This window comes from Pandoraea pnomenusa (genome assembly GCF_000767615.3).
Lineage (GTDB): Bacteria > Pseudomonadota > Gammaproteobacteria > Burkholderiales > Burkholderiaceae > Pandoraea > Pandoraea pnomenusa.
The window spans coordinates 3000365-3012424 of sequence record NZ_CP009553.3 but is presented as its reverse complement, the minus strand read 5'-3'; the positions used below and the strand labels follow the sequence as shown (position 1 = coordinate 3012424).

Sequence of the window (12060 nt, the reverse complement as noted above, 5' to 3'; positions counted from 1 at the left end):
CCGCGCAATAAGACAGCTTGTGCGAAATTCCAGACAATCTAATCGCCATGGCCGATTTGCAGGACATTGCCGCCTTCGTAGCCGTAGCCACGCAGGGTGGCTTTCGCAGCGCCGCACGTATCTCGGGTACCAGCGCCTCGCAACTGAGCGAGGCGGTGCGCCGGCTGGAGTCGCGTCTCGGCGTGCGACTTCTTAATCGCACGACACGCAGCGTGGCGACCACCGATGCGGGCCAGCGCCTGCTGGAACATCTGACGCCTGCGCTGAGCGCCGTCGAATCGGCGCTGGACGTGGTCAATGGCTTTCGCGACCGTCCCGCTGGACGCTTGCGACTGAATGTTCCATTGGCCGCCTCCAAACTGGTATTGCCGCGCATCGTTCCGCAGTTCCTCGCTGAGTACCCCGACATCTGTCTTGAGGTGATCGTGGAAGATCGCTTTGTGGATTTGCTGCAGTCAGGCTGTGACGCCGGCATCCGATACGAAGAAGGAATGGATCAGGACATGGTGGCGGTCCCCATCGGCCCGCGGCGTCAGCGCATGGCCCTGGCGGCTTCGCCAGGCTATCTCGCGCAACACGGCAGACCGCGCCATCCGAACGATCTACGCGAGCATATTTGTCTGCGCGGACGCTTTTCCAGTGGTGCCATGCCGCCTTGGCACTTTACGCGCAAAGGGAAATCGTTGACGGTGGAAACGAACGGACCGTTGATCGTGAACCTTGGCGCCGCCGCCGACCTGGCCGTTGATTCGGCGGTGGCTGGCGCGGGCGTGATCTATTTATTCGAGGAATGGCTGCAGCCCTATATCGACCGCGGCGAACTGGACCCGTTGCTGGAGCCCTGGTGGCCCAGCTTCACCGGTCCGTTGCTGTACTATCCGGGCCGCCGCTACCTGCCGTCGCCATTGCGCGCATTCGTGGACTTTGCGAAGACCATCCACTGGTAGCCCCCTCGGCCAACGATTTGCCATTTGGGCATACGTCCTTTCCGATCGCGGTGATTTTTTCGTCGTGTCACAATCGTCGGCGACAATACGCGGCCGCGTGCGTCGACGGCGCAAACGCCGTGCCGTTCGCGCCGACCGGCAACCGTTGGCGCCGCGCCGGTGTCGTTCGTCGCACCACGCATGCGGTGGATGACCCCGCGCCCTATCGTCACACCATGATCCCATCACAGCAAGGACATCATGGAGACGATTCTGGTAATGCATCTGGCCGCCGCAGGGGCGGCGGTGGGGCTTGGCATCGGCATCCTGTTCATGCGGCGGGGCACGTCGAGACACCGATGGCTGGGGCGTCTGTGGGTTGCGGCGATGGCGGTGACGGCGCTCTCGAGTTTCGGCATCCGTGGCATCGGCGGAGTCGGTGGGGGCGAGGGATCGGGCGGTATGCAGCTTTCCTGGCTGCACGTCCTCTCGTCGTTTGTGCTGGTGAACCTGGTGCTGGCCGCGCGGGCGATTCGCCAGGGGCGGGTGGCGAGCCATCGGCGACGCATGCTCGGTCTGTACGCCGGGCTGGTGATCGCGGGCGTGGCCGCCGTGGCGGTGCCGGGGCGCCTGCTGAACCGTGCGCTCGTGCAGCTGTGGCACCATGACGCGAAATTGGCGCAGGCCCGCGCGGACTGTGCTCGCGTCGACCCGGGGCAAGCATCCACGCAACCGCTGCCGTGTCCGACGCGGCGATCGAACGAATCATAGACAAGGACAGTGCCAGCGGCACGAGCAGCGACACCTGCAGCAATACCGACAAGCCAGCGGCAACCGGACAACAAACGCGACGTGCACCGATGGTCGGGTCGGGGCTGCCCGTGACGATCGACGGGACACACGCGTGAGAGCGACGCCGACGATGAGACAACCGCAATCCGCTCAGCCCATACAGGCGGCGCCCCTACGGGCGAAGCGTGGCCTGTGGCAGACCTTCTGGCGCGAACTCGCCGGCGTGATGATCTTCAACACCCTCATTGCACTGGGGCTGCGATTGATCGGCTTTGGCGGGACCTTTGCGCAAAACTTCGTGTTCAGCCAGTGCATCGGCCTCTCGATTGCCGCGCTGGTGGACGGTGGGCGCCGCGTGATCTGGCGCGAGGGTGTGCCACCCATGGGGCCGTTTCTCGTGCTCGTGGCGTTGGGCTGCCTTGGCGGACTGGCGGCTGGCGTCGGCATGGGCACGGCGCTGCTCGGTCTGCCGATGTCGATGTGGCGCCCCGTGGGCAATCATTCCGTGTCCATCGTGCTGGCGGTCGCCCTGGCCGGCACCGGCATCGGCACGTATCACGGCTGGTCGCGGGCCCGACTGTCGCAACTGCGTGAAGCGGCGGCGCGGCAGGCATTGCGCGAGGCGTCGGTGGAGCGGCAACTCGTGCTGGCGCGCCTGAAGACGCTGCAGGCGCAACTCGAACCGCATTTCCTGTTCAACGTGCTCGCCAATCTGGACGCGTTGATCGCGAGCGACGCCGCGCGTGCGCGCATGCTGTTGGCCCACCTGAACCGGTTCCTGCGGGCTTCGCTGGCGGCCACGCGTGCCGAGGTCACGTCGCTGGCCGACGAATTCGTGTTGCTCGACGCGCTGCTCGCCATCCAGCAGGTGCGCTTCGGAGAACGCCTGCGCTACGCGTTCGACCTGCCCGACGATTGCCGCGCCCTGCGCGTGCCGCCGATGCTCGTCCAGCCGCTGGTCGAAAATGCGCTCAAGCACGGCGTGGAGCCACTCCCCGAAGGCGCCGCCGTGCACGTCGAGGCATGGCTCGAGGCGTCCGGCGAGGATTCGCAACACGTCGTCATCCGCGTTGCGGACGACGGCGCGGGCTTTCATGCCGACACAGGCGCCGACGGCGTGGGGTTGATGAATATCCGGGAGCGCCTGCGCGTGCGCTACGGCGACGCGGCAAGTCTGACACTTGCCGAAGGCGTGCCGCGTGGCGTTGTCGCCACGTTGCGCTTGCCCATGAGCGCCGGCGGTCCGGCCGATGGGGCACCGACACAGGTTTCTGGTCCCGGAGCGTGGCGTGCATGACATCCCCCCTCGCCCTGATTGCCGAAGACGAACCCCTGCTGGCCGAGGCGCTGCGCGCCATGCTCGCGCAGGCCTGGCCCGAGTTGCGTGTGCTGCCGGTCGCGCTGGATGGCACGTCGGCGATTGCCGCCATCGTCCAGCATCAGCCCGAAGTCGTGTTTCTCGACATCGCGATGCCTGGCGCGACGGGGCTCGACGTGGCACGCGCCTGTGCACGGCTGAGCCGGCCCCCGCAGATCGTGTTCGTGACCGCGTTCGACCGGTTCGCACTTGACGCGTTCGACGCGGCCGCCGTCGATTATCTGCTCAAGCCGGTGCAACCCGATCGCCTCGCACGCACGGTCGCGCGCCTGCGTGACCGGCTTGATGCTCCCGATGACGGCGCGCTCGCGCAACTGTTGACGACATTGCGCACGCGGCTGCAAGTCAGCTCCCTGCCGGTGAACGGTCGCGCGGACGGTGTGGCGAACGATGCGGCGCCAGGCGAGGTGCACGGTATCGCTACGGCGCAGGGGGCGACAGAGGTGGCGGCGGAGGTGGAGGAGGCCAACGAGCCGGCGGTGCTGACGGTCGCGCGCGAGAGGCGCGATTACCTGCGCTTCGTGCGGGCGTCGGTGAAGGACGAGGTTCGAATCGTGCCGGTCGAGGACGTCTGCTTTTTCGAGGCGGCGGACAAGTACGTCGTCGTGGCGACGACCGATGGCGATCTGCTCATTCGCACCAGTCTGCGCGAGCTATTGCCGCAACTCGATCCGTCGCGCTTCTGGCAGGTGCATCGCAGCACGGTGGTGAATGTTGCCGAAGTCGTGAGCGCGCAGCATACGCCGCTGGGGCGCCTCACGCTCAAGCTCAGGCGCCGCAAGGACCGTGTCGCCGTCAGTCGGCAGTACGCGCACCTGTTCCGGCAGATGTAGGGGCGGGCACGGCGGCGAAGCTTTCATCGGGCACCCGCCGGCTCGGGCGCCCCGACCTTCGGGAGCGTGAGGTTGGGCATGCTGTCGGCGCGACAATTCGGGTTCCGTAAGTGTAAGCTTGATGCCGATGAATTCCGAACAGGATGAGGCAATGACGGCGGCAATGCACGGCTCCGGCGGGATCGACGAGACGAACGAGGACGGCGGTCACGAGACGGCACGCGACGGCGCGTGCTACGCGTTCGTATATGGCACGCTGCGCGCGGGCGAAATCAACGACATGCGTCTGGCCGCGGCGCGCCACGGCATTGCCGCGCCGACGCTCGTCGGTACGACTTCGCTGGGGGGCCGTCTCTACGATTTCGGCGCCTACCCCGGCATGGTGTTCCCGCGTGCCGACGAGCGCGGCGCGAGCCGCGTCGTCGGCGATGTGTACCGCATACCGGCGGCGCTCATTCCCGTGCTCGACGAAATCGAGGAAGTGTATCCGGGCGAGTCCGGCCTGTTCGTGCGCGAACGTCGCGACGTCGAGTGCGCCGGCAAGACCTATGCATGCATTGTGTACCCGGTCAGCGAATCGGCGGTCGTCCGGTTGCCCCGTATCGACGGCGGCGACTGGGTGGCTTACCGCCGCGCACGCGACGCGTCGGACGCGTCAGGGATGTCAGGTGCGGCCGGCGCGTCCGAACCGACCCGGAACGGCTTGAACGAGACACCGTCGTCGTAGCCGGCTCGCGGGGCGCATGCGGCACGCATCTCCATGTCCGAATTTGACCAGCAGGGGGCGCGGCGATATGGGACGATGCAGCCGTTCCCATTCCTCGCGACGGCCGCATGCGCCGTCTTCCCGATCATGCGTTCGTCAGACATTGCCCGTTTACTGTCGCTTTCCGCCATCTGGGGGGCGAGCTTCCTGTTCATGCGGATCATCGTGCCGGCGCTGGGGCCGCTGCCCACGGCATTTCTTCGCGTGGCGCTGGGCGCCGTCGGGTTGGCGGTGATTCTGCTCGCGCTGCGGGTGCGCTGGGCGTTCAAGGGCCTGCTCGGCGCCTCGATGCTGCTGGGTGTGATCAATTCGGGCATCCCCTTCGTCATGTACTGCCTCGCGGCGCGCGTGCTGCCAGCCGGCTACTCCGCCATTCTCAACGCCACCACGCCGCTGATGGGCGTGGTGATCGGCGCCATGTGCTTTCACGACCGGCTCACCGGGGCGAAGGCGCTGGGCGTGCTGGTCGGGCTGGCCGGCGTGGCAGTGCTCACGCGCACGGGACCGGTCACGATGTCGGGGCCGGTCGCGATGGGGGCGTTGGCGTGCCTGGTGGCCACATCGTGCTACGGCCTTGCGGGCTATCTCACGCGCCGCTGGATCACCGAGCGAGGCGGTCTCGACGCGAAGCTGGTCGCGTTCGGCAGTCAGTTGGGGGCGGCGCTCGTGCTGCTGCCGTTCTTCGGCTACGTGTCGGTCACCTCCGGCATGCCGGGACAGGCCACGGGCGGCGTCTGGGCCGCGGTGGCGGCGCTCGGCTTCCTCTGCAGCGCCATCGCCTACATGTTGTACTTTCGTCTGATCGCCGATCTCGGCCCGTTGCGCTCGCTCACGGTCACGTTCCTGATACCGCCGTTCGGCGTGCTCTGGGGAGCGCTCTTCCTGAACGAAGCCGTCACGCTGGCCCACCTCGTCGGCGGTTGTTTCATCGCGCTGGCCGTGTGGCTCGTCTGCAAACCCCCCAGAGCCGTTGCGTCGACGCAGCGCGCTCCCTCCTAGCGAGGCGCCGGGCGTCGCCATCGCATCCTATCGCTTTCCCAAGGGCCGGTCGTGCGCACGACCGGCTTTTTTCATGATGCGGAATGCCTTTGCGGTGCGTAAAAATTTGCGCTGCTTGGCACAAAGTGATGATTTCAGGAAGGGAAATATCGTTTCATATTAAGAAAATATTTTGCTATCTATATGATTTTATTTGATAAAAAATATTGTTCTATCCCGCAATTCCTTCTGTTGCGTCGCATGAGAAATCCCTAAACTCTTATACAAGACCTGCCGATCAGGACACGCCGAAAGCGGTCACTGGCGTCCCAGAGACGATCCGGCAGCAAGCGTCACCCCCCTTTTATTTGTATCGAGAAACCAGGAGAGATCATCATGACGACCCGTCAAGAGCAAGTGAAGCAACTCGAGCAGGACTGGGCGAACAACCCGCGCTGGAAGGGCATCAAGCGTGGCTACTCGGCCGAGGACGTGGTGCGTCTGCGCGGGTCGATCCAGCCGGAACAAACGCTTGCCCGCCGCGGTGCGGAGCGCCTGTGGAGCATGATCAACGACGAGCCGTTCGTGAACGCCCTGGGCGCTCTGACCGGCAACCAGGCCATGCAGCAGGTCAAGGCCGGCCTGAAGGCGATCTATCTGTCGGGCTGGCAGGTGGCGGGCGACGCCAACCTCGCGGGCGAGATGTACCCCGACCAGTCGCTGTACCCGGCCAACTCGGTGCCGCAGGTCGTGCGCCGCATCAACAACACCTTCACGCGCGCTGACCAGATTCAGTGGTCGGAAGGCAAGAACCCGGGCGACGAGGGCTACATCGATTACTTCGCGCCGATCGTGGCCGATGCCGAAGCCGGCTTCGGCGGCGTGCTCAACGCCTTCGAACTGATGAAAGCAATGATCGAAGCGGGCGCCGGTGGCGTGCACTTCGAAGACCAGCTCGCTTCGGTGAAGAAGTGCGGCCACATGGGCGGCAAGGTACTGGTGCCGACGCGCGAGGCGGTGGCCAAGCTGGTCGCCGCGCGCCTGGCCGCCGACGTGCTCGGCGTGCCGACGGTGCTGATCGCCCGTACCGATGCTGAAGCCGCCGACCTGATCACCGCGGACGTCGATCCGCTCGACCAGCCGTTCTGCACCGGCGAGCGCACGGTCGAAGGCTTCTACCGCACCCGCAACGGTCTCGACCAGGCCATCGCCCGCGGTCTGGCCTATGCGCCGTACGCCGATCTGGTGTGGTGCGAAACCGGCAAGCCGGATCTCGAATTCGCGAAGCAGTTCGCCGAGGGCATTCACAAGCACTTCCCGGGCAAGATGCTTTCGTACAACTGCTCGCCGTCGTTCAACTGGAAGAAGAACCTCGACGACGCCACCATCGCCAAGTTCCAGAAGGAACTCGGCGCCATGGGCTACAAGTTCCAGTTCATCACGCTGGCCGGCTTCCACAGCCTGAACTACTCGATGTTCAACCTGGCACACGGCTACGCCCGTCGTCAGATGAGCGCCTTCGTGGAGTTGCAGGAAGCCGAATTCGCCGCTGCCGACAAGGGCTTCACGGCAGTCAAGCACCAGCGCGAGGTGGGTACGGGCTACTTCGATGCCGTCACGCAAACGATCGAGCGCGACGCATCGACCACGGCCCTGAAGGGTTCGACGGAGGACGAACAGTTCTTCGACGAGAAGAAGGCGCAGGTCAAGGCAGCCTGACAGGGCTGAGGGAGGGCGCGGTGCGCCCGTGAGCGGCGATGGGCGTGGGGGCACATCGCCGAACCCGGAACGACACCGCGCCATGACCGCGCGTCCGGCCTATCCGGCCGGGGCGGCCCGCACTGCGGTCCCGTCGCAGTCAGGGCTGCAAAGCACGCCTGAACGAGAAAAGGCCCGTGAGCTTATCCCGCTCGCGGGCCTTTTTTCATGCACTTTCGCCGAGCCGGCGAGCCTGCGCCATGGCCTCAACGGGCCGTCGCCTCACCGGTAAACCAGCACCGGAATCTTCGAGTGCACGAGCACCCGTTGCGTCTCGCTGCCGAGCAACAGGCTGGTCAGTCCGCGCCGTCCGTGCGAGGCCATGAGAATGACGTCGCACCCATGACGCTCCGCCGCATCGATGATGCCCAGATAGGGCGCCGGAAAGGTGGAACTGCAACGGTCGAACGGCACGCCCGCCGCCGCCGCCGCCTCGGCCAGTTTGTCCAGGTGCGCGCACGCCTCTTCGGCAATGCGCTCGCTGAACGTGGCTGGCGCTTCGAGCACATATTCGCTGAACGGCGAGTAGGGATACTCCGCGAGGCAGCAATAGCCGGTCACTCTCGCGCCCAGTGCACGTGCCAGTTCGAGTCCGCCGGTCACGGCCTTCTCGGATAGCTCCGAGCCGTCGGTCGGAATGAGGATGTGGGTAAACAGCATATGACCTCCCTCAGTTGGCGTTGCTGAACAAGCGTTCACAGGCTCGCGCGGATATCGCGGTCTCGCGTCCGGCACGCTGTTTCGGAGTTCTCGATGCCGATTCCCGCGCATCGTCCGCGGATCCTTCGCTTCGATTCTATGGCTTTGGCGCGACGCAACAACGGGTGCAAACCCGATGGCGTGCCGCCAATGCGCCGCCGCCGTCTCCAGTAAAGCCCAAACCCGGGCGCGGCGGCACCCGGCGCGCCCCCAGTGCGTGCGAAACCCGCGAATTCGATACCGTGGACGTTGCGCCATCCGCCATCGCCTCGGTGCCGGTACCCCGTCTGCCCATAAAACGACGCCCACGCCGCCGACGTTTCCGCCACCGGACGTGTCCGATCGACACGCGCCCATGAATGCCGCGCGCGAATTGCGAACCTTATGCCGAGTCGTCCCGCCAGTAGGCGGGGCTACTGTAGTGATGCTTGAGATGGTCGATGAACAACCTGACGCGCAACGGCAGATGGCGGCGCTGCGCGAATACGGCGTGAATGCCGATGGGTGGGGCGGCGAAGGCGTCCAGCACCGTGACGAGTCGTCCGGCGCGGATGTCGTCGCCCACCTCCCACCACGAGCGCCACGCGAGCCCGTAACCGTCCAGACACCAATCGTGCAGCACGGCACCGTCCGTACACTCCATGTTGCCGTTCACGCGGATGGTCACGACCTTGCCGTCCTGCGAGAAGGTCCAGCCGCGCTGTTGGTTGGCGGTCGAGCCGAACGCGAGGCAATTGTGGTGGGCGAGCTCGTCGAGCGACGCGGGGCGACCGTGTTGCGCAAGGTAGCTGGGCGAAGCCACGCACACCCGCCGGTTCTCGCCGAGGCGTAACGACACGAGGCTCGAATCGGGCAATTCGCCCAGACGGATGGCGCAGTCGAAGCCTTCGTTCACCAGATCGACCAGACGATCCGAGAGATCGAGCGTGACGCTGACGTCCCGGTGCGTTTCGATGAACACCGGCAGTAGCGGTGCGACGTGCCGCCGCCCGAATCCGGCGGGCGCCGACAGCCGCAAATGTCCACTGGCCTTGACTCCGCCTGCCGACACGGCGGCTTCGGCATTGTGCATGTCGTTGAGGATCCGTTGACAGTCCTCGAGAAACGCCGAGCCCTCGAACGTGAGTGTCACGCGGCGTGTGGTGCGCACGAGCAGCTTGACGCCCAGACGCGATTCGAGCGCGTCGATGCGACGTCCGATCACGGCCGGCGCCACGCCCTCGAGCGCGGCGGCGGCCGACAGGCTCCCCTTGGCCGCCACGGCGACAAACGTCTCGATCTGTTTGAAGCGATCCATGTAGCCGATTATGTACTAAAAAGTCACAGATAAAGTGATTAATGCGTTCTTTTATGCTGGCCAATATCAATAATACAATCGAATCGCAATGGCAAGCATGTTTGCGTAATACCCAGTATTCCCCAGGAACCGGCATATGGCCTCCCGCATTCAGGCAGTGATCTTCGACGCGTACGGCACGCTCTTTGACGTGTATTCCGTTGCTGCGGCCGCCGAGCAGCAGTTCCCCGGTCACGGGGCGGCGCTCGCTGACCTGTGGCGCGTGAAACAGATCGAGTACACGCAACTGCGCTCGCTCTCGGGCCCGCGCGGCGAGCGCTATCGGCCGTTCTGGGACATTACCGCCGATGCGCTTCGCTACGCTGCCGCCCGACTGAATCTCACGCTTTCGCCGGTGGCGGAGAAGCGCTTGATGGACGAGTACACCTGCCTGTCGGTGTTCCCGGAAAACCCGCCCGTACTGCGCGCGCTGCGTGCGATGGGGTTCCGCCTCGGGGTGCTGTCCAACGGCGATCCGCGCATGCTCGATGTCGGCCTGAAGAGTGGCGGCATCCTGGATCTGTTCGATCATGTGCTGTCGGTCGACGCCGTGCGCAAATTCAAGACAGCTCCCGAGGCCTACCAACTAGGCCCCGACGCGTTCGGCGTGAGCGCCGGCGCCATCGTTTTCGTCTCCAGCAACGGCTGGGACGTGGCCGGTGCCACCTGGTTCGGTTACCCGACGTTCTGGGTCAATCGTGCCGGGCTGCCGGTCGAACAACTCGGCGTCACGCCGCAAGGGATGGGGCGCGACATGCGCGACTTGCAGCGTTTCGTCGAGGCATTGACGGGAGCGCGCGCCTGACACCCCGTGTGGTGTGAGGCCTCGTGCAAAGCCCCTGATGTTTCTCCTTGCGGCGCACTCCCCTACATAAATCAAGATAGCTGGAGATTCCCGATGTCCCTTAGCCTGCCCCCCGGCATGCAACTGCATGTCGATGCTGCCGATATTCACCCCGATTACGAGGCGATCCTGACCCCCGAGGCGCTCGCCTTCATCGCCAATCTGCACCGTACGTTCGAGCCGCGGCGCCGGGCCTTGCTCGCCGAGCGCGTCGCACGCGCCGCGCGGCTCGACGCGGGCGAGGTGCCCGACTTCCTGCCCGCGACACAGGCCGTTCGCGACGGCGACTGGCGCATCGCGCCGCTGCCGCAGGCGCTGCAATGCCGCCGCGTCGAAATCACGGGACCGGTCGAGCGCAAGATGATCATCAACGCGCTGAACTCGGGGGCGGACAGCTACATGACCGACTTCGAGGACTCGAATGCGCCGAACTGGCACAACCAGATGCAGGGCCACATCAACGTGCGCGACGCCGTGCGCGGAACCATCAGCCTGGAGCAGAACGGCAAGCAGTACCGGCTCAACGACAAGGTCGCCACGCTGATCGTTCGCCCGCGCGGCTGGCATCTCGACGAGAAGCACGTGAGCGTGGATGGCGAGCGCATGTCGGGCAGCCTGTTCGATTTCGGTTTGCATTTTTTTCACAACGCCAAGGCGTCGCTCGAGCGAGGATTCGGTCCGTACTACTATCTGCCGAAGCTCGAAAGCCATCTCGAGGCGCGCCTCTGGAACGATGTCTTCGTCCTCGCGCAGAATGCGCTGGGCGTGGCGCAGGGAACGATCAAGGCGACGGTGCTCGTCGAGACCATACTCGCCGCATTCGAAATGGACGAGATTCTGTATGAACTGCGCGAGCACAGCTCCGGCCTGAACGCCGGGCGTTGGGACTACATTTTCTCGTGCATCAAGAAATTCAAGGTCGATGCCGATTTCTGTCTGGCCGACCGCAGCCGCATCAACATGACCGTGCCATTCATGCGCGCCTACGCGTTGCTGCTGCTCAAGACCTGCCATCGCCGCAACGCGCCGGCCATTGGGGGCATGAGCGCATTGATCCCGATCAAGAACGATCCGCAGGCCAACGAACGGGCAATGGCGGGCATTCGCGCGGACAAGGCGCGCGATGCGACCGACGGCTACGACGGTGGATGGGTGGCGCATCCGGGTCTCGTGCCGGTCGCAATGGAAGAGTTCGTGAAGGTGCTTGGGGATCGTCCGAATCAGATCGACAAGCAGCGCGATGACGTGACGGTCAAGGGGCGTGAGTTGCTGGAGTTCAAGCCCGAAGCGCCGATTACCGAAGCGGGCCTGCGCAACAACATCAACGTTGGCATCCACTATCTTGGCGCCTGGCTCGCGGGCAACGGCTGCGTGCCGATTCACAACCTGATGGAAGACGCGGCCACGGCCGAGATTTCGCGCTCGCAGGTGTGGCAATGGATTCGCTCGCCGAAGGGCAAGCTCGAGGACGGCCGCAAGGTCACCGCCGAACTGGTGCGAGAACTGATTCCCCAGGAGCTGGCCAATGTGAAGGCACTGGTCGGGCAGGTCGCGCCGACGTATGATCGCGCCGCCGTCATCTTCGAGCAGATGAGCACCAGTGCGGACTTCGTCGACTTCCTCACGTTGCCGCTTTACGAAGAAGTCTGACCCTGAAAGCGGTCCGGCATACCCGGGGTGGCCACGACGGTGGCGGGGCGCCTGCGGGTATCCCGAATGGGACGATGGCGACATCGTCCCATTTCATTTT

The 12060-nt window shown here is 65.0% G+C and carries 10 protein-coding genes and 1 pseudogene; 9 read left to right on the top strand and 2 right to left on the bottom strand.

What is annotated here, in order from left to right; genetic code table 11:
* The first annotated feature begins 47 nt into the window (after nucleotides 1–47).
* The 7 genes and pseudogenes from LV28_RS37380 to aceA all read left to right on the top strand — a co-directional run bounded on the left by LV28_RS37380 (nucleotide 48) and on the right by aceA (nucleotide 7392).
* Nucleotides 48–947, top strand: a complete 900-nt coding sequence (locus LV28_RS37380) for a LysR substrate-binding domain-containing protein (protein ID WP_023596285.1) — start codon at nucleotides 48–50, stop codon at nucleotides 945–947.
* Nucleotides 948–1187: 240 nt separating this feature from the next.
* Nucleotides 1188–1697 (top strand): DUF2306 domain-containing protein, encoded by a 510-nt coding sequence (locus LV28_RS37375; RefSeq protein ID WP_048806325.1) that lies wholly within the window; start codon nucleotides 1188–1190, stop codon nucleotides 1695–1697.
* 151 nt (nucleotides 1698–1848) lie between these two features.
* A complete protein-coding gene (locus LV28_RS37370) occupies nucleotides 1849–3015 on the top strand; it encodes a sensor histidine kinase (RefSeq protein WP_023596283.1) in 1167 nt (388 codons plus the stop codon).
* Nucleotides 3012–3929 (top strand): LytR/AlgR family response regulator transcription factor, encoded by a 918-nt coding sequence (locus LV28_RS37365; protein WP_023596282.1) that lies wholly within the window; start codon nucleotides 3012–3014, stop codon nucleotides 3927–3929. The genes LV28_RS37370 and LV28_RS37365 overlap by 4 nt, the downstream gene beginning before the upstream one ends.
* Nucleotides 3930–4110: 181 nt before the next feature.
* A pseudogene (locus tag LV28_RS37360) lies at nucleotides 4111–4575 on the top strand (gamma-glutamylcyclotransferase family protein); the annotation flags it as partial.
* A 207-nt stretch (nucleotides 4576–4782) separates the two neighbouring features.
* A complete protein-coding gene (locus LV28_RS37355) occupies nucleotides 4783–5694 on the top strand; it encodes a DMT family transporter (protein WP_023874134.1) in 912 nt (303 codons plus the stop codon).
* A gap of 375 nt (nucleotides 5695–6069) precedes the next feature.
* Nucleotides 6070–7392, top strand: a complete 1323-nt coding sequence (aceA, locus tag LV28_RS37350; protein WP_023596279.1) for an isocitrate lyase — start codon at nucleotides 6070–6072, stop codon at nucleotides 7390–7392.
* 261 nt (nucleotides 7393–7653) lie between these two features.
* On the opposite strand, the gene LV28_RS37345 is transcribed toward aceA, so the two are convergent.
* Both LV28_RS37345 and LV28_RS37340 read right to left on the bottom strand, forming a co-directional pair.
* Nucleotides 7654–8088: a universal stress protein gene (locus LV28_RS37345; RefSeq protein WP_023874136.1), complete on the bottom strand. Its 435-nt coding sequence runs from the start codon at nucleotides 8086–8088 to the stop codon at nucleotides 7654–7656.
* A 424-nt stretch (nucleotides 8089–8512) separates the two neighbouring features.
* Nucleotides 8513–9427, bottom strand: a complete 915-nt coding sequence (locus tag LV28_RS37340; RefSeq protein WP_038617303.1) for a LysR family transcriptional regulator — start codon at nucleotides 9425–9427, stop codon at nucleotides 8513–8515.
* 136 nt (nucleotides 9428–9563) lie between these two features.
* Here LV28_RS37340 and LV28_RS37335 point away from each other — a divergent pair, with 136 nt between their 5' ends.
* Entirely contained in the window at nucleotides 9564–10271 is a 708-nt protein-coding gene (locus LV28_RS37335) for a haloacid dehalogenase type II (RefSeq protein WP_038617306.1), read from the top strand.
* A 93-nt stretch (nucleotides 10272–10364) separates the two neighbouring features.
* Nucleotides 10365–11960: a malate synthase A gene (gene aceB / locus LV28_RS37330; protein WP_038617309.1), complete on the top strand. Its 1596-nt coding sequence runs from the start codon at nucleotides 10365–10367 to the stop codon at nucleotides 11958–11960.
* Nucleotides 11961–12060: the final 100 nt, after the last annotated feature.

Bases quoted from the DNA above. Each gene is read 5' to 3' on its own strand.
- aceA (WP_023596279.1), top strand. From the start codon at position 6,070: ATGACGACCCGTCAAGAGCAAGTGAAGCAACTCGAGCAGGACTGGGCG.
- LV28_RS37375 (WP_048806325.1), top strand. From the start codon at position 1,188: ATGGAGACGATTCTGGTAATGCATCTGGCCGCCGCAGGGGCGGCGGTG.
- aceB (WP_038617309.1), top strand. From the start codon at position 10,365: ATGTCCCTTAGCCTGCCCCCCGGCATGCAACTGCATGTCGATGCTGCC.
- LV28_RS37355 (WP_023874134.1), top strand. From the start codon at position 4,783: ATGCGTTCGTCAGACATTGCCCGTTTACTGTCGCTTTCCGCCATCTGG.
- LV28_RS37340 (WP_038617303.1), bottom strand. From the start codon at position 9,427: ATGGATCGCTTCAAACAGATCGAGACGTTTGTCGCCGTGGCGGCCAAG.
- LV28_RS37370 (WP_023596283.1), top strand. From the start codon at position 1,849: ATGAGACAACCGCAATCCGCTCAGCCCATACAGGCGGCGCCCCTACGG.
- LV28_RS37335 (WP_038617306.1), top strand. From the start codon at position 9,564: ATGGCCTCCCGCATTCAGGCAGTGATCTTCGACGCGTACGGCACGCTC.
- LV28_RS37365 (WP_023596282.1), top strand. From the start codon at position 3,012: ATGACATCCCCCCTCGCCCTGATTGCCGAAGACGAACCCCTGCTGGCC.
- LV28_RS37380 (WP_023596285.1), top strand. From the start codon at position 48: ATGGCCGATTTGCAGGACATTGCCGCCTTCGTAGCCGTAGCCACGCAG.